We start from the raw sequence: 18,602 nt of genomic DNA on the forward strand, positions 1-18,602 counted from the left end.
CAAAACAAAAAGAGCCCTAATCACAAAGTGATTAGAACTCGAATTTAGTTTCACCAACAACAGTTGACGAAGAGCCGCTATATGGTGGAAACGTGCTTCACCCAACTGACGCTTAATAATATAACAAGGATCATCAATAATCCTAAAGCCCAGGATTACCGATGATCCTTGTTATATTAACGCGTCAAACCGTTGGGTTCAGCACTCTATTGTTCTTCATACCAAGTATAATGGAAGTTTCCTGGGCGATCGACACGTTCATATGTGTGAGCACCGAAGTAGTCACGTTGTGCTTGCAACAAGTTTGCAGGAACAACTTCTGAACGATATGAATCGTAGTAAGAAACGGCAGCAGCCAATGATGGGACTGGTACGCCGGCCTTTGTAGCCAAGGCAACCACGTCACGAGCTGATTCTTGATACTTCTTGCAGATATCTGTGAAGTAAGGGTCAAGCAACAAGTTTTGAAGGTCTGGGTTCTTGTCGTAAGCATCGGTGATGTTTTGCAAGAAACGAGCCCGAATGATACAGCCGGCTCTCCAAATCTTTGCCATTTCGCCTAACTTGATATCCCACTTGTATTGGTCTGAAGCAGCCTTTAATTGGTCAAAGCCTTGAGCATAACTCATTACTTTACCAAAGTAGAGGGCTTCACGAACCTTTTCAACGATTTCTTTCTTATCGAAATCAACGTCAGCTTTAGGCTTTGGAAGTACCTTAGAAGCAGCAACTCGATCCTTCTTGAACATTGAGATGAATCGTGCATAAACGGCTTCAGTAATGACTGATTGATCGATACCGATTTCAAGGGCATCTTGTGAACTCCACTTACCAGTACCTTTGTTGGCACCACGGTCAAGAATCATATCAACGATTGGCTTGCTCTTGTCGTCACCCAAGTCATCTTTGTGAGTCAAGATATCAGCAGTGATTTCGATTAAGTAACTGTCAAGTTCGCCCTTGTTCCAGTCTTTGTAGATGTCAGCTAATTCGTCAACATTATAACCAGCAAGGTTTCTCAAAATGTTGTAACTTTCATCGATTAACTCTTCATCACCATATTCGATACCATTGTGGACCATCTTGACATAATGACCAGCACCGTTAGGGCCGATGTAAGTAACACATGGTTCGCCGTCAGCAGGGGCCTTAGCAGCGATTTGTTTCAAAATTGGTTCAACCAAATCGTAGGCTTCTTTTTGACCACCTGGCATTAGTGAAGGACCTTGTAAGGCACCAAGCTCACCACCGGAAACACCCATGCCGATAAAGTTGATTCCTGATTTATCAAGGCGGGCGTTACGAGCCATCGTATCGTGGAAGTTAGTGTTACCACCATCAATAAGGACATCGCCCTTATCAAGTAATGGTAGTAATTCGTCAATCACAGCATCAGTTGGCTTTCCAGCCTTAACCATCATGACAATTCGACGAGGGGTTTCAAGTGACTTAACAAAATCCTCAATCGTATAACTAGGAACAAGTTTCTTGTCTCCGTGATCCTTCATAACTTCTTCGGTCTTAGCGCCGGTACGGTTGAAAATTCCAACGGTATAACCGCGACTTTCGATATTAAGGGCTAAGTTCTTGCCCATAACGGCCATTCCGACAACACCGATATTTGCTTTTTGATCAGACATTTAAAAACCATCCTTTTCTTTTTAAGAATTACTACACAGTTAGTGTACCATCTCACAATTATAAAGTGAACAAAAAAGCACGCTAGAGTAGGAATTTGTTCAAACAATTGCAAAGATTGTGAAAACACTCATACAAATTTTGAAAATGTTTTTCATGACTACTTATTCAATTTGTAAACCCATTCTCGGTGATCTCTTGCCAACAGTTCATCTGCAGAAACTGGTCCCATTGATCCTGGAATGTAATTAGGGAACATTGGTTGTTGAATATCCCATACCCGACGGATCTGGTCAACAAACTTCCATGCACTGGCAACTTCAGGCCAGCTGGCAAAGTTAGTACCGTCACCCTTCAACACATCATGGATTAAACGTTCGTACGGTTGTGGCGTTTCTTTGGTTCGCTTGGAGTCTTCAAGGAATTGCAAGTTAACGGGTTCAGTATGGAATCCTTGTTCACTGTTTTTCGCATTAACCATCAATGAGAAGCCTTGATTTGGTTCGATGAAGATCGTCAAAACGTTGGCGTTTAATGGGGTACTGCCACTTTGTGGGAAGGAGAAGATATCCACGAGCGGCTTCTTGAAGACAACGTCCACACGAGTAAACTTGTCAGCCAATTTCTTACCAGTTCTGATATAGAACGGTGTTCCAGACCAACGATAGTTATCAAATAATAACTTACCGGCAACAAAGGTTTCGGTATTAGAATCCTTTGGAACCCCATCTTCTTGACGATATTCCTTAGAGTTACCAACACCACCGTATTGGCCACGGACAAAGTTGGTTGATGCTTCAGCAACGTTGTATACCCGGAGACTCCGTAAAGCCTTCACTTTTTCTTGCCGAATATCGGTATCCTTAAATGCAACCGGTTGCTCCATCGCGAGCAAACTGACAATCTGCATAATGTGGTTTTGAACCATATCACGCAGCGCACCTGAGTTATCGTAATAACCGGCCCGCTCTTCAACACCAAGGTTTTCAGCCAAGGTAACTTGAATGTTATCGATGTATCGGTTGTTCCAAAGGGCTTCGAAAATAGTGTTGCCAAAGCGAATGGCTTCAATATTTTGGATCATTTCCTTACCAAGGTAATGGTCGATTCGGAAAATTTGATTTTCTTCAAATGCAGCACTTAATTCGTCATTTAACTGTTTAGCTGATTCAAAATCACGACCAAATGGCTTTTCAATCACGAGTCGGTTGAAACCGCCATTTTCTGAGAGTAGGTGCTGAGTCTTGAGATTCTTGGCAACGGTTCCAAAAAAGTTCGGGGCCATTGAGATATAAAAGACTCGGTTTCCACCTAAAGCATACTTCTTGTCCAATTCTGCTGATTTATCTTTTAAGTTTGCGTAATGACTAACGTTAGTCACATCATGGGTGACAAAGTAGAAATGACTGGCAAAATCACTGATCATCTTTTTGTTACTTGTTTCTTTAGCTACCGATTTTTCAACGATTTCTCGGTATTTTTCATCATCTATCTTGTGACGGGAAGTTCCAATCACGGCAAAATGTTCACGAATGTTTCCTTTTTCGTAAAGCTTTAGCATCGCTGGATAAAGTTTACGAGTGGCAAGGTCACCAGTTGCTCCGAAGAGTACAATCAAAGAACGTCTTTCAGTTGGCAAAATGTTCACTCCTATCATTAAGTTAACTAAGTAAGCTGATATGTCTATACCAGTTCGCTAACATTATATAACACAAATCTGCACAACAAAAGCGTATTGACGATGTAAATGAATATTATTTTCATAATGTGGCTTTTCAATTTTCGAATGGCTCTGTAGCAATGGTTTATTAAGAATTATATAAATGGGATGAACATTCCAGCACAATCTTTTTGAACCCGTTATAATGAAGTTTGCAAATTAAAGATTAGGAGTAAACAAGATGAAAAAATTTAAAATTATTGCCTTCTTTGCGGTTATATTTTCAGTTTTAGCGGGGTTTGGCACTCAAGCTTCAGCGAGCAGCTCTCCTTCACTAAAGGTCAACAACGTCTATACGACTTCAAAGAGTGTTAGCGGAACGGCTACCAAGGGCGTTTCGATTATCGTGAGGACTCCCAGCAAAAAGGTGTTAACAACCACGACAGCGAATAGCCAAACTGGAAAGTTTAGTGCACCTTTGCATACAAGCGTCAAAGCAAACCAGAAACTTTATGTTTATGCCCGTAAGTCTTCAACTTCATATTTCTATCGAATTATGATTGTTAAAGCTGCCAAATCAGCAGCCACGACTTCTTCAACTACCAGCACCAGTAAGAGTTCCTCAAGCAACAAGATTACAATTGGTGAACCAACCGGTACTTGGAAGTCAGGTAACAACAATGGTTACACTGTCGTTACCAAGTTCAGTCAAGCAGGCGGATTAAACCAAGGCTTGTACAAGAATGGTCAATTCCAAAAGAAATTAATTAACTACGCAAATTACAAAGTGACAACTTATAGCGAGTCATTTTGGGGAATTACCTACCGTCAACGCGGCCACAAGAATTATGAAAAGTTCTACTTGAGATTTACTGACAACACCCATTTCATTATTGTTAATAAATCCAACAAGGCTGTCAAAGTTCAATATGGCAACTCACCAGTTCATTATTACAAGTTCGGATTGGAAAAATAAATCACTCATTAACCACTTGAGGAGATTGGGATGAAAGGCGATTTGATCCTGGAATTTAAGTGAAAAAAGTAATGCATTCGAGTTTTTGAATGCATTATTTTTTTCACTTAAGTGGCCGGCCTTTTTCGTATGCAGAATCAACTGTATAAGAATTAAGGAAAATACTTCAATACAGGATATTTGAAGCAGTCACTCATACAAGCTAATTGACTCATAATAGTTGTTCTTTTCCCCCATAATATGCGAGAATAGTTAGGGATGTTTGTACGATTATTGAATACTAATGAAGGGACTGATTAATTGTTTAAGAAAAGGAGCGAAATTCGATTTAATTCGGTCATTATTTATTCCCTTATCCTAAACGCTGGCGCCTCATTCATGTGGCCGCTTGTTACTGTTTACATGCATAACTACTTACATAAGTCACTCACTTTGGCTGGGTTTACGTTGTTGGCAATGTCAGGCTTTATGATGTTAGGCAATTATTTAGGTGGGTATTTATTCGACCGGTGGTCCCCATATCTATCGACGATCATCAGCGTTTTAATTTCAACTTCAGCAATTGTTGCCCTGATCTTCTTTCATGACTGGCCGATGTTTTCGATTTTGCTGTTATTCGTGGGCTTCGGGGATGGCTCGTGCATGACCCTGTTGAATTCCTATGCGGCAAGTATCAAAAGTCGGTCAACCCGAGCAATTTTTAATATTCTGTATATTGGGCAAAATGTCGGGATTGTGATTGGAACATTGATGGTCGGGTTCCTGCTGAAGCATGGCGTGACGGTTGTGTTCATGGTGACGTCGTTATTTTACGCCGCACTATTGATCATTACCTTGATTGATTTCAACGTTGAAGTTGATCGGCGAATTCCTGATAAGGCAATCACGCTCGGGGCACCACCAGAGGTCAATGTGAATAAAGTGGTGCTGGCCATTTGTGGAGTTGTTTTGGCACTCTACTTAGCATATGCATTGTGGGAAAGTGTTGTGCCAGTTCATATGACGAATCTGCACATTCCATTTGAAAATTATAGTTTGCTGTGGACATTAAATGGTCTGATGATCGTGTTTGGCCAGCCATTTGTCAATCGGATGAGTACCCGGATTAAATTGAGTACCCAGACATACGTTGGTTCAATGGTGTTCGCTGCCTCATTTATCTGCTTGATATTTGCCAAGACTTATCCGGCATTTATTTTAGTGATGGTGATTACCACGTTGGGCGAAATGATTGGATTTCCGGGAATCCCAGCTTGGATCGATAGCCTGTCGACCCCTCAGCAGCGAGGAAAATTCCAAGGTATGTATAATCTATTCATGTCTTGTGGTCGGGCAATCGGCCCATTGTTCGGTGGCTTGATTCTTGACTTTGCTTCTTACCGCGGGCTGTTCATGCTGGCGGCGGGGTTGATTATCATCTTTATGGTGATTCTGATGATTGTTAATCGAAGTCGGGAATTGACGAAATGAGACTGGAACAATCGGCGCTTTGATCCCAGAATTTAACGAAAATAACCAATTATTCCTGGTGTCAGAATAATTGGTTATTTTCGTTAAATTCTGGGATCAGCCGTTTGGTGCAGCTTTTATCCAAGTATCGGGGGGCTCTAAGCTAAGAATTACCGATTGGAAATTAACATAGATCTCAGTCTCATTTTTATAAATATTAACTTTGCTTGAGCAAGTCGTAAATCCGTTCAACATCCCGGCCAGTTCCGCGTAATTCGTAATCCGCGAGGAACGGGACGTTGAATTCAGATGCGTATCGTTTGGCGGTAAGACAATGTTGTTCGTTGAAATTTTTATTGCCGCTGCCAACAATTCCATGACATAGCGAAGCGTTTTTTTCGTAACCGATGTATTCCCCCAGGGCATTAGTCATGAGTTCTTTAACACCGTTATCAATACCATTGCCACCATCCAAGTAGGTTGGGACAAAAGCAAAATACGGGTCGGTTTCATCGGCAAAATCCGTTTGTTCAGAAATTTCTTTTAACTGAACGACGGGATTTTGACTGTCCTGATCGTGCATTCCCGCTGCATAATCAGCCAGTTTCTTAACAAATGAACGGGTATTTCCCTCAATTGAAATAAATAAAATTTTGATTGGACTCAAGATGACCCTCCTCAATATATGTGAGCGGATCCAAGCGATTAAAGCCGAAAAGGGTTACTCTCCCAAAATTTTGGGACCGATTCAGGCTGATTGCTTGGAGCAGCTATCCTAAAATTCATATGCCTCACAATAACTGTACCGATTGTTGAACCAGTTAGCAAGTTCAATCTTTTCGATGACCTTTCAAATGACGAGATGCGTGTTTTGCGGGTTCTTTTTCTTGGGGAAATAACTTCATAAAGCCAGTACCGATGATTAGCAATAGGACAACCAGCGCGCTGCCAGTTGACAGCCAAGTACCGAATTTTAAACCAGGAGTCGTGTAATGGAAATGAATGTGGTGAATGCCGGCTGGGAGCTTTGCACCCACAAACCCCTTATTGACAACGAAAGTTTTAGCTTGATTGCCGTCAATGGTCAGTTTCCAACCACTTGAGTATGGGATGGAGGTGACTAAAGTCGTGGCTTGGCGATTATTCGCGGTTCCAGTGACATTATTTTGATGGACATTCAGATGTTTTAACCCCGTTTGTTTGAGGTGGGCCATCTGCTTGTCGTATGACTGGTTATATGGCATTGCGATCAACTTAACTGACTTGAACTTGATGTTTTTAACCTGATTAAAGTTCAACGTGATCGTCTTTCGCGCACTCTTGGAATAGCCCAAGTTCAAGACCATACTGTGAATTTGACGATAATTGGAGAGATTATCTTTGTCATATTGAGCATAGCCGTTATGGAACCCTTTCGCTCGGGCATCAAATAGGTATCCGCCGAACGTTGGCTTTAACAAGTCGTGACGAGCAGCGTTAACTTTGGCAAGCCTTGAATATAGCTTGTTTTGTAGTAGAAATTCATTTTCGTACCATTTGTTGTGTTCCGCAATGGTTCCATCAGTTTGTTTAATGCCATCGAGGACGAGAAACAGTTCTGCATTCTTTGTTTGTTTGGGTTTATTGATTGTCAGGGAATAGTCAAAAGGCTTACCAGTCACATCGGAAGTCATCTTTTTCAAGCCGTTCTTGTTTTCGTACTTATTGTTTTCAAGAATCATTTTGTTGGTTTCCAACAGTGCCTTCGTTTTTTGAAGGTTAGCTGATAAACTGACTTGTGCGTGGGGCTGGTCAATGACTTTATCAGCATCTTGATCGCCTAAAATTCCTAACCGATATTTAGTTAGCTGTCGGCCAGAATCAATCACCTTGGTTTCATCGACCTGCACTTTGTATTTTAGATGATGACTTGGGGATTTGTACGTGAGTGGATTGGTGTTGTATTGATCCTTGTTAACCACTGCACCTTGAGTCATCACCCGTTCTCGATCAACTGCGTTTAACTGGTTGAATTGGCTCGGTGAGACCGTTTTAGTTTGTGAGTAGACTAGCGGCAACGCATTATTAGTTTTATAGATGGCTGTTCCATCCATATTCTCAATCGCTGGCACGGCGTTCACCCTGGGTTTAGCCTCAAACGTCTTGATTTTTCCGCTTTTATCCCGGACAGGCTTGTAACCATAGGGGAGCGTCGGTGCTTTTTTGGTATTTGCTTTAGCAAAAATATATTTGACACCCAGTAGATCGTTGAAGGCGGTTCGATAATCCCCTTGGGCAATGGGCGTGTTCATTGAGAATTGGCTGTTGCCAACGGCTTGAGAGAATTTGCCAAGGTAACCATTTTGAAGCGTTAGATAAACAGACTCGTCATTGACCCCGGTGTTCATTGAAAGGTCGGTGTTTGTATTGGTGTAGTTAGCTAAGTTCTGTAGATGCTCATTGTAATGGTATCGGGGTGCTTTAGATGTTCGGAAGAAACCTGGTTGGTCCTTCAGGTAATTGTTGGCGCCATTAAAATAATCTTGTTCAAATCTGGTAGGTAAGTCACGGTTCATTTGCTGAATCGCTAAATTGCTGGCGTTAGGACTGTAGATCCCGATAATGTTACTACCGATATTGAGCATGAAAACACTTAGAATGATGAGCTTCTTGGTCGGACTGCTCCAGTTGAAGAAAAAGGCACACAGAACGACAATAACGGTTGCTAATAAGAATCCGTAGGTCACAAAGTCATGCCGCTGAAGGTTCATTAAGAAACCATTTGATGCCCAGACCAAAACAATCAATAAGGCACCTGCACCAGCGAACCAGCCAACATCTCTTCTGGTGAAGTGATCCAAATTATCCATGAAAATGACTGTTGCGATCCCGAAAATAATATTTCCAAGTAAGACCCACCGGTTCGATGGTGTCGACAAAGCGTTCATAACCGCCCCGAATGCGGGAATGAGAATCCCAATGCAAACGATGACTAAGCCAATGTTATTCCAGAGATAGGTTTTGAAGTGGCGGAGCATGTAGACCAGGCCGAGAAACGAAACTGACGAGATGCCGATGACCAGCCAGAAGTTCATTGCCCGCCCAGTTGGTAAGATTGAATCGATGATATTTAAGTAATATTCCGGTGGAAAGACTTTTAAGCCATTAGCAAAATTGTCCGTGATTCGAGTTGAACCAGTAGCAAGAATAATTGTTGGGATGAAGACGATTGCCGACATTCCAAGCCCGAGGACAACTGATACAATGAGTTTTCCAAGGGATTTGAAGAAATGAAAGTCAGGATGCTTCCACAGGCTGGCGCTCTTGATAAGGGTGTAGAAGATGGCACCAATTCCTAAAATCCAGGCAAAGTAAAAGTTACCTAAGAAAACAAGGAAGACTGCAAAAATCAGTGGCAGCCATGATTTGTTAGTTAAGACCCGATCGATGCCGTAGCAAAGTAGCGGGAAGAAAATTAGCGGTAGAATAAAGAAGGGATGATGAAGGCCGGTTGCCAGAGCATAACCGTTAAAAGTGTAAGCTACGGCCCCGACGACCTTACTGAATTTTTTGAATTTATATGTTGACGCGTAAAGCAGAAAGGCTAAGCCGGAAGCATACATACGTAAGAAAACGAGAAAGGCAAAACCGGTTTCGATCTGGCTCTTGGGGAATAGGATGATCAAGTAGTTGAATAAGTCACCTACAACATAGTAGGAAAAATTGGTTAATTGATCGGATCCTAAGCTGATGTTCCAAGCCCAGTGAGTAAAGCCGCCACTGGGGTTATTCAAGAACGAGATAATCATATGCCGGAACTGAACCAAAATGGGATAGTGTTGTGCCAACCCGTCCAGTTCCCAAATCATTGAGCGGCCAGTCATGAATAAGCACCCAACAAGAACACAAATCAGTGCGACAAATAGCACCGAATAGGTGATCCATGCAGGTGTTTTTTGCCAAACTTTTTTCAAGTGAAACCCTCCTAAAAAATAAGTGAGCGGATCCAAGCGGGAATAATCGGAATATAAGTTTCCTTCGGTGGAAATCCCGGTTTAGGGGATTTCTGCCGAAGGTGCTTATATGCAGATTATTGCTTGGAGGAGCTGTCCTAAAAAATAAGTGAGCGGATCCAAGCGGTTAGAGATCGGAGTGTAAGTCGCCTCGAACGGAAATTCCGGTTTTGGGAATTTTTGTTCGAGGTGCTTACATGCAGATCTCTGCTTGGAGGAGCTGTCCTAAAATAAGTGAGCGGAGTAAAGCGGTTAGAAACTGGAGCCTAAGTCTCCTTCTGCGGAAATCCCTGATTTTGGGACTTTTGCAGAAGGTGCTTAGGTGGAAGCTTCTGCTTTACGAAGCTGTCCTAAGAAAAGTGAGCTAAGTAAAGCGTTAGAGATCGGAGTGTAAGTCTCCACCGAGGGAAATTCCCGATTCTGGAATTTCCCTCGGTGGTGCTTACATGCAGACTTCTGCTTTACGAAGCTGTCCTAGAAATAAGTGAGCGGATCCAAGCGGTTAGAGATCGGAGTGTAAGTCGGCACCGAGGGAAATTCCCAGTTTTGGAATTTTTCTCGATGGTGCTTACATGCAGGTTGCTGCCGAAGGTGCCCCCTTCACTCAAGCAGAAATAATATGTAAAAAGGCTGACCAGAAGTCTATGCCTTGGTACAGCCTTATCAGATTGGACTATTTGGATTCATCCTCATCGTTTGTTTTTGCTGGTTGATGCTTGGTAACTTCAAACCAGTTGATAAACGAATTTTCATAATCAATAATTTTAAAGTCAAAGTTCTCAAATGAGATGATATCGCCCGCCTTGATATCAGGATAATTATCAAGGAAGTATCCAGCAAGGGTAACGGCGTCTGAAGTCGTAAACTCAGGGAAATCTGCATCAAAGTAACGTTCGAAATCATGGGTCGTCAACTTGCCATTGACTTGATAGGTTCCGTTAGGCTGTTTGAAAATGTACTCAGTAAATGAAGGATCAATTTCATCTCTGACAGTCCCGAAGAGTTCTTCGTAGATATCCTTGTCAGTGATAATCCCGGACGTACCACCGTATTCATCAACAACAACGACGATTGGTGTTCGTTTCTTAATCATCTGATGCAAGACATCCGTAATTGGTGTCATCTCTGGTGTCGTTGAAATGTCCCGAAGCAGCCGGTCAATCTTAATGGATGAATCGACTTGAGATTGCCTAATCAAATCGTAATTATAGACATAACCCAATATTTTATCCTTATTGTTATCTGCAACGACGGGAATCCGACTAAATTTCTTTTGCAGATAGACTTGGATAGCTTGTTTAACGGTTGTTTTAATATCAATCACAATCAGCTGAGTTCGATCGATCATGATGTCTTTAGCGACTTTATCATTCAGCTGAAAGGCGCGCCGCATATATAGGTAGTCATTTTGTTCCAACTGACCGCTTTTAACGGCATTCCGAGATAAATTAAGGATTTCTGCCTGCGAGAAAGATTCGTCATTTTCGTTGGCAACCTGCAAGCCCAACATCTTCACGATTCCATTGGCTGAAACATTGAGTAACCAAACGAATGGATAGAAGATGACGTGGAAATAGTGAAGCGGTGTTGAAATAAAGCTCAACACCTTAAGGGGCATATCAATACTGATGTTCTTAGGGACAATTTCAGTTAAAACAACTTCCAAATAGGTTAAGATAATAATTCCAAGGACCGCGCCAACTGCGTGAGCCGTCGTTGGATCAATCGGTGAGTTGTGAATTTCCATGACGTCAACTAGAATTGTAACGACAAAGGATTCACCTAAGTAACCTAAAATGATGCCGGCAAGACTGACACCAACTTGAGTCGTTGACAAGTATTCGTTTAAGTTGGTGACCATGTGGATTTCACGATTAACCCTTTTAACTGCCTTGGCGCCTTTGCCTTGTTTCTTAATGAAGTCTCTTTTTCGCTCTTCAAGTGCACTCGCCCTTGTTTGAACCAAGGCAAACTCACTGGCAACAAAGAATGCCGCAAAGAAGAACGTAACAATTACAATCACTAGATTAGTCAGTATCTGGCTATCTCCCAAAATTCAATTCCTCATTTCAAATAATAATAGTATGACATATCTTGTAGCTTAAAGATTAACTCTAATTATACGCTCGAACAAGAGAATTTTTAAGTGGTTTGGGGATTATTGAAAATTCTCTGCGACTTTTTTCTTAATATTCCCGTGAAACAGTGCTAGGCTAGTAATAGATACAAAATAAGGGGATGTAGGTTATGGCTGAAAAGGTCAAAGAAAGTGCAGCAGAAAAAAAAGCCGATGAAGCAGAACGAGAAACCGACAAAAAGTTTGAGTATTCGGATGACGATGTCAAAAAAGCGGTCGACCTTATTGAAGAAAAAGGCTATGTCACTAAAAAAGATTTCGCAAAGATGGATGACGACGATTGGACAAAGGGATTTGCCGAACGAATCGATAAAATCTTCCAAAAGAGCGATGAAGATCCTTATATTTACTTTGAAAAATTCGACTTTGCAGGCGGCGACATTGACTCCATTATTTGGAACATGGATGTCATCAAGTCACGTGATGAAGCTTTAAAGAAGCTGTCAGAAGTTTTGAATAAAAAAATTGTTAGATAGTTACCAATAAAAACACTTAGATACGATTATGTAAAGGCTCCACCATCAAGATCCTTGGATTTTGATGGTGGAGCCTTTTTCGGATCACTGGGTTATTTTGGACCACGTTTGATTCTTTAACGGCAAATAGGCTACTTTTAATTGCCGAATAACCTTAAAATTCCTTCAAACCATACAAAAAAATGTGTTTTTACACAGTTATTTTGTACAATTAAGATAAAGTGAGGTGTTGATCAGATGGCCGAGATTAATTTAGCCGAGGTGAGTTCTGAACACGGGCTTAGCGACGCACAAGTCAAACAGCAAATCCAAACTAACCATAAGAATACAGCCGAACAATCGCTTACTCGAAGCGTCAAAGAGATTTTTCGCGACAATATTTTGACACTATTTAACCTGATCAACGTTATTTTAGGTGCCCTGGTATTTTATACCGGCAGCTACAAAAATTTATTATTTCTCGGAATTGCGATCTTTAATACCGCAATCGGGATTATCCAAGAAATCCGTTCTAGGCGCCAAGTTGATAAGATGGTGCTGCTCGCTGAGGGCAAAATCAATGTGATTCGAAATTCAAAAACAGTTCCGATTCTACCAGAAGACATTGTCCTCGGAGACGTCATCTCCCTTGGCCGTGGCGACCAAATCCCTGTCGATGGGAAGGTGCTGGCAAGCAGGGGGATGGAGACTGACGAATCTCCCATTACCGGTGAATCCGAAACGATTGTCAAACGGCCGGGTGATCGACTGACCTCAGGAACTTTTTTGGTTGGCGGATCTGGCAAAATGCTAGTCACCAAAGTTGGCGCCGATACATTTGTTAATCATATTTCTAATGAAGCCAAAAAGGGTGAAGACACTTCGAGCATTCTCTTAAACACAATTAACCGGATCATCAAAGTGTTAACTTATGTCATCATTCCACTCGGGATTGTTCTCTTTGTGGCAAAATTATATGGTGGCACTGGCGTTAACCGAGCGATCCTCGGCTCAGTTGCCGCAATGATTGGCATGATTCCAGAGGGATTGGTGCTGCTAACATCAATGACACTGGCCGTTTCTGCGATGCATTTGGCAAGAAAGAAGACGTTGGTGCGAGACTTGCCGGCAATTGAAACCTTGGCGCGAGTTGACGTGATTTGTTTGGACAAGACGGGAACCATCACCAGTGGTGATTTGAAATTCGTTGACGCTATCCCGACAGCGGAAGTTGCTGCCGATCAGCTGAAACAAGTGATTGCCGGGATCACGTACAGTACCGGTGATAATAACGAAACGGCCCGGGCGATTACCAATGCGTTAGCTGATCCTGGATGGCAGGCCGAAGAGATCGTGCCCTTTTCTTCAGAACGAAAATGGAGTGGGGTGGGCTTTGAAGATGCTCATCGCTATGTATTTGGAGCCCCACAGTTTATTTTCAAAGACTTATCAAACAGCTTAAAAGCAAGAGTGACCGGCTATGCCAAAGAGGGCTACCGAGTACTGGCAGTTGCTCAAGTCGACGAATTAGCAGCTGACAAACCGTTAGTTGATCCCCAACTAATGGGATTGGTACTGATATCTGATGTCATTCGGCCAAATGCGGCCAACACGTTTCAGTACTTTCGGAATCAAGACGTGGAGATCAAGGTGATTTCTGGGGACGATCCGACAACCGTGTCAACAATTGCCCAAACCGCAGATATTCGGAATGCTGAACACGCAATTGACATGTCGACTGTTCACGCTGAGGATGATTTTGGCAAAATCGCTCAAGAAAATACGGTGTTCGGCCGGGTAACGCCTGACCAGAAGAAGCGATTAATTAGTGCTCTGCAAGCCCAAAAACATACGGTTGCGATGACTGGTGACGGTGTTAACGACCTGCTGGCACTTCGCCAAGCTGATTGTGGGATTGCAATGGCTTCCGGGAGCGAAAGTACGAAGAGTATCGCTGACTTTGTGTTGATCAATTCTAATTTTGATGCAATGATTGATGTGCTGAAGGAAGGCCGACGGGTCATTAATAACATTGAACGGGTTGCCTCAATGTATCTCATCAAGACAATGTATTCCGTTGCGCTCTCGTTTATTTTCCTGTTCATGACGATGGGCTATCCGTTTGAACCAATTCAGCTGACCCCGATTACGTCGCTCATGGTCGGCATTCCATCCTTCTTCCTGGCGCTGGAGCCTAATTTTTCCAGAATTACGAATCAATTTATGAAACAAGTGCTGATTATTTCGACGCCAGCCGCAATTTGTATTGTTGGCTATATTTTGGTGATTGAAATTGTTGGGTCATTCTTTGGCCTGCAGTATGAATTTACTTCAACACTCTGCGTCCTTTTGACGGGGGCCATTTGCTGGTTGGCGTTGGTGATGGTTTCACGTCCGTTGAATCGGCTTAAAGTGGGGATGGACGTACTTGTTCTTGCCGCATTTTTAGCCATCATTGTCTTCTTCAACAACATATTCTCCCTGGTTTCATTCTTTGATAAGGATATTTGGCTGTACGCGGTTCCGCTGATTGCAACGGCCTACCCACTGTATATGTTCTTACAAGGGGTCATTTCAACCTTCCTAACGCAACGGGAAAAGCGAAGAGCTCGGAAAAAGAGATCGTAATGTTGGCGGCGCAGTTCAGGCCAGTTTTGGTTAAGCAAGCTTAGCAGGTTACCATTTAGCAAAGCTTGTTTTTTATTTGCTTCTAGCTAGTCTTTGAAACTAGATAATATGGTATAATAAAACCAAGGGGGGTGATTTCATGAGCTACGATGCAGAACAATATGAACAATGGGAACAGAAACTAAAGAAGGTGGAGTTGCCATTGTGGTCAGAATTACCTAATTTCTCGCTGTACATGGATCAGGTGACTGCTCTGGTGAATGACACACTGGGACCGATTGGAATTGATCAAGTGACGCCAGCGATGATTAATAATTACGTCAAGCACAAGGCGATCATGGCACCCGTCAAGAAAAAATATCAAACCATGCAGATTGCGGACGTGATTTTAATTAGCTTATTGAAGCCAGCCTTTTCACTGGCAACCATTCGTCATGGGATTGATCAAGTAACCGCCAATATTTATCCGCAGCAAGCTTATGATCGTTTCGTTAAACGGCTCATGTTCTCGTTTAAGAACATCGATGGCAGAAATAACGGCCGGGCGATTGAAGAAAAAAATTTGAACGATAAATTAATGCAAGTTGCTGTAAATGTCATCATTGATCGAGTTCAATCAGAAAAACTGTTGGAAATTATTGAAAAACCTTTAACTAAAATCGAAAAGTAGCGAAAGCGTTCACATGGTAATTTCTGTAATCGTTTTCATTAAGGAGGGGACTGAATTATAAGCTCCTCCTTTTGTTTACCTTGATGTCACAGGGATTCGACGCTTACTGAAAACTTTTGTGATTTTTTGAACAAAACTATTTACAATTCAAAAAATTGTGATAGTATTGTAATTGTGAAATTGATAACAAACATATTTTCATTGGAGGCAAGCAATGATTGAAAACAAAGTAGCAGAAAAGAAAGCACCAAAAACTGAAGGCAAGACTGACGTTGATACAATGATTAACGGTTTAGTTTCAAAGGCGCAAAAAGCACTTAAAATCATGGACTCATTTGATCAAGAGAAAGTTGATCACATCACTCACGAAATGGTGATGGCTGGTCAAGATAAGCACATGGAATTAGCTCAGATGGCTTATGACGAAACCGGCCGTGGGGTTGCTGAAGACAAAGCAATTAAGAATATGTATGCTACCGAAGAGATCTGGCACAGCATCCGTAATCATAAGACTGTCGGCGTTATCAAGGATGATAAGGAGCGTCAGTTAATTACTGTCGCTGAACCCCTCGGTGTCCTTGCAGGAATCACACCTGTAACCAACCCAACTTCAACTGCATTGTTTAAATCAATTATCTCGATGAAAACCCGAAACCCAATTATCTTTAGTTTCCATCCCCAAGCATTGAAATCATCAATTGCAGCAGCCAAAGTTGTTCGCGATGCTGCAATTGCCGCCGGCGCTCCGGAGGGTTGTATCCAATGGATCACCGAACCAAGTATTGAAGCAACTGATAAATTAATTAATAATCCAGGAGTTGCCAGTACTTTAGCTACTGGTGGTCCCGGCATGGTGAAGGCCGCTTATTCTACTGGTAAACCAGCCCTTGGTGTTGGTCCTGGTAATGGTCCTGTTTATATTGAAAAAACGGCCAATATTTTACGGGCAGTGAACGATTTGGTTCTTTCAAAGACCTTTGATAACGGGATGATCTGTGCGACTGAAAACAGTGCTGTTATTGATACTGAGATCTATGAACAGGTTAAAGCCGAGTTAGTTAAAAATGGCGTTTACTTCGTTCCAAAGAAGGAACAAAAGAAGCTTGCTGATACTATGTTTGATCCACAACGTGTTAGTGTTCGCGGTCCAATTCCTGGTAAGTCTGCTAAAGCAATCGCTGAACTAGCCGATATCAAAGTACCAGACAATACAAAGATTTTGGCTGCGGAAGTAACTGAAGTTGGCCCTAAGGAACCATTATCAGCCGAAAAGCTTTGCCCAGTCATCAGCATTTATCGTGCGAAGGCTCAAGAAGATGCCTTCGATATTTGTGAACGATTGCTCAAATTTGGTGGTCTTGGTCATACCGCAGGCATTCAAACTCTTGATGACGACTTGGCACTTAAGTTTGGTATCAAGATGAAGGCTGCCAGAGTGCTTGTTAATACGCCAACCAGTCTTGGCGGATTAGGTAATCTATATAATGAAATGACGCCATCATTGACATTGGGAACTGGTTCGTGGGGAGCAAACTCAATTTCTCACAATGTGACCGATTACGACTTATTGAACATCAAAACTATCGCAAAGAGACGAAATAATATGCAATGGATTAAGTTACCACGGGTTTACTTCGAAAAGACTTCTATCAGATACCTTGATGACATGCCAGGCATCAACAAAGTATTCATCGTAACCACACCAGGAATGGTCGAACACGGTTACGTTGATAAGGTTCTTGATGAACTGAAACGTCGTCCTAATGAAATCCAATATTCGTTGTTCTCAGATGTTGAACCTGACCCAACAACTGATACGGTTGAAAAAGGGGTTGCCCAAATGCGCCTTTTCAAGCCAGATACCATTATTGCCTTGGGGGGTGGGTCACCACTTGATGCTGCAAAGAATATGTGGCTGTTCTACGAAGACCCTAAGACAAGTTTCTTCGGTGCCAAGCAAAAGTTTATCGATATCAGAAAACGGGCATATCGTTTCCAGAAGCCTCGTAAGGCGCAAATGATTGCCATTCCAACCACTTCGGGGACTGGTTCGGAAGTTACCCCATTCGCGGTTATCACAGATTCAAAGACTCATGTTAAGTACCCACTGGCCGACTATGCCTTGACACCAGATGTTGCCATCGTTGACCCACAATTTGTTGAAACTGTACCAAAGGGAACCGTTGCTGCATCAGGTCTTGACACCCTTTGCCATGGAATTGAATCGTATGTTTCAACAATGGCTTCCGATTACACTCGACCATTGTCATTGCAAGCAATCAAGCTGGTATTTGAGAACTTAACCAAGTCATACAATGGTGACACTCACGCCCGTGAAGAAATGCACAATGCAGCTACTTTAGCAGGGATGGCCTTTGGAAATGCCTTCCTAGGAATCACTCATTCAGTTGCTCACAAACTCGGTGGTGAATTTGGCATTACCCACGGAATTGCAATTGCAATCACGGTACCACATGTAATCCGCTTCAATGCCAAGTTGCCTGAAAAGATTGCCGCATGGCCTAAGTACGAGTATTTCCGGGCTAACAAAGACTATGCCGATATTGCTCGATACATTGGTATTCAAGGGAAAAATGATGAAGAATTGATCGAAGGATTAGTTCAGAAGTTTATCGAATTGGCTCATTCAGTAGGTGTCACTTTGAGCTTAAAGGCTCAAGGCGTTGACAAAGCCAAGTTCGAAGCATCATTGGACCGCCTGGCAACACTCGCATACGAAGATCAATGCACCACAGCTAATCCAAAGGAACCATTAATTGCTGATCTCAAGCAGATTATGATTGATGATTATGATGGAACAAATGTAGAGCGTGACTAAGCCGGGTTGATCCCGGAGCATAAACAACGTCTCCAATAACGAACGGTCCTTGTTCATTGTTGGAGACGTTGTTTATATAGGTTCTACAATATCTGTTGTTGGTAATAGATTTTATCTATTACTGATGACAGATTTTTTGTTTCTCGTTAGAATAAAAA

Annotated in this window: 11 protein-coding genes; 6 read left to right on the forward strand and 5 right to left on the reverse strand. The window is 42.2% G+C overall.

The window, feature by feature from the left end; translation table 11 throughout:
* Positions 1-206: 206 nt before the first annotated feature.
* Together gndA and zwf are read right to left on the reverse strand one after the other, a co-directional pair.
* Positions 207-1,640 (reverse strand): NADP-dependent phosphogluconate dehydrogenase, encoded by a 1,434-nt coding sequence (gndA, locus tag KTE19_RS09420; RefSeq protein ID WP_056982003.1) that lies wholly within the window; start codon positions 1,638-1,640, stop codon positions 207-209.
* A gap of 158 nt (positions 1,641-1,798) precedes the next feature.
* On the reverse strand, positions 1,799-3,277 hold the full coding sequence (gene zwf, locus KTE19_RS09425) for a glucose-6-phosphate dehydrogenase (protein WP_217163887.1): 1,479 nt from the start codon (positions 3,275-3,277) through the stop codon (positions 1,799-1,801).
* 262 nt (positions 3,278-3,539) lie between these two features.
* Between zwf and KTE19_RS09430 the strand changes: the two genes are divergently transcribed.
* Both KTE19_RS09430 and KTE19_RS09435 read left to right on the forward strand, forming a co-directional pair.
* Positions 3,540-4,274 (forward strand): Ig-like domain-containing protein, encoded by a 735-nt coding sequence (locus KTE19_RS09430; RefSeq protein ID WP_217342151.1) that lies wholly within the window; start codon positions 3,540-3,542, stop codon positions 4,272-4,274.
* A 300-nt stretch (positions 4,275-4,574) separates the two neighbouring features.
* Positions 4,575-5,744 (forward strand): MDR family MFS transporter, encoded by a 1,170-nt coding sequence (locus tag KTE19_RS09435; RefSeq protein ID WP_217163883.1) that lies wholly within the window; start codon positions 4,575-4,577, stop codon positions 5,742-5,744.
* 196 nt (positions 5,745-5,940) lie between these two features.
* Here KTE19_RS09435 and nrdI read toward each other — a convergent pair whose 3' ends face one another.
* The 3 genes from nrdI to KTE19_RS09450 all read right to left on the reverse strand — a co-directional run bounded on the left by nrdI (position 5,941) and on the right by KTE19_RS09450 (position 11,768).
* Positions 5,941-6,390 carry a class Ib ribonucleoside-diphosphate reductase assembly flavoprotein NrdI gene (gene nrdI, locus KTE19_RS09440; RefSeq protein ID WP_217342152.1) on the reverse strand — a complete coding sequence of 150 codons (450 nt, stop codon included), beginning with the start codon at positions 6,388-6,390 and terminating at the stop codon, positions 5,941-5,943.
* Between the two features lie 163 nt (positions 6,391-6,553).
* Positions 6,554-9,676, reverse strand: a complete 3,123-nt coding sequence (locus KTE19_RS09445) for a YfhO family protein (RefSeq protein WP_217342153.1) — start codon at positions 9,674-9,676, stop codon at positions 6,554-6,556.
* A 712-nt stretch (positions 9,677-10,388) separates the two neighbouring features.
* Positions 10,389-11,768: a hemolysin family protein gene (locus KTE19_RS09450; protein ID WP_217342154.1), complete on the reverse strand. Its 1,380-nt coding sequence runs from the start codon at positions 11,766-11,768 to the stop codon at positions 10,389-10,391.
* A gap of 194 nt (positions 11,769-11,962) precedes the next feature.
* On the opposite strand from KTE19_RS09450, the gene KTE19_RS09455 reads away from it, so the two are divergent.
* The 4 genes from KTE19_RS09455 (at position 11,963) to adhE (ending at position 18,444) form a co-directional block, all read left to right on the forward strand.
* Positions 11,963-12,328, forward strand: coding sequence for a hypothetical protein (locus tag KTE19_RS09455; protein ID WP_217163862.1), 366 nt, complete (start codon positions 11,963-11,965; stop codon positions 12,326-12,328).
* A 237-nt stretch (positions 12,329-12,565) separates the two neighbouring features.
* Positions 12,566-14,935 carry an HAD-IC family P-type ATPase gene (locus tag KTE19_RS09460; protein WP_217342155.1) on the forward strand — a complete coding sequence of 790 codons (2,370 nt, stop codon included), beginning with the start codon at positions 12,566-12,568 and terminating at the stop codon, positions 14,933-14,935.
* A 139-nt stretch (positions 14,936-15,074) separates the two neighbouring features.
* On the forward strand, positions 15,075-15,605 hold the full coding sequence (locus KTE19_RS09465) for a DUF1836 domain-containing protein (protein WP_217163858.1): 531 nt from the start codon (positions 15,075-15,077) through the stop codon (positions 15,603-15,605).
* A gap of 214 nt (positions 15,606-15,819) precedes the next feature.
* Positions 15,820-18,444 carry a bifunctional acetaldehyde-CoA/alcohol dehydrogenase gene (gene adhE / locus KTE19_RS09470; protein ID WP_217342156.1) on the forward strand — a complete coding sequence of 875 codons (2,625 nt, stop codon included), beginning with the start codon at positions 15,820-15,822 and terminating at the stop codon, positions 18,442-18,444.
* Positions 18,445-18,602 lie beyond the last annotated feature (158 nt).

Source organism: Lentilactobacillus dabitei (genome assembly GCF_019061365.1).
In the GTDB taxonomy this organism is placed as follows: Bacteria; Bacillota; Bacilli; order Lactobacillales; family Lactobacillaceae; genus Lentilactobacillus; species Lentilactobacillus dabitei.

Bases quoted from the DNA above. Each gene is read 5' to 3' on its own strand.
- KTE19_RS09455 (WP_217163862.1), top strand. From the start codon at position 11,963: ATGGCTGAAAAGGTCAAAGAAAGTGCAGCAGAAAAAAAAGCCGATGAA.
- KTE19_RS09460 (WP_217342155.1), top strand. From the start codon at position 12,566: ATGGCCGAGATTAATTTAGCCGAGGTGAGTTCTGAACACGGGCTTAGC.
- KTE19_RS09430 (WP_217342151.1), top strand. From the start codon at position 3,540: ATGAAAAAATTTAAAATTATTGCCTTCTTTGCGGTTATATTTTCAGTT.
- KTE19_RS09465 (WP_217163858.1), top strand. From the start codon at position 15,075: ATGAGCTACGATGCAGAACAATATGAACAATGGGAACAGAAACTAAAG.
- adhE (WP_217342156.1), top strand. From the start codon at position 15,820: ATGATTGAAAACAAAGTAGCAGAAAAGAAAGCACCAAAAACTGAAGGC.
- gndA (WP_056982003.1), bottom strand. From the start codon at position 1,640: ATGTCTGATCAAAAAGCAAATATCGGTGTTGTCGGAATGGCCGTTATG.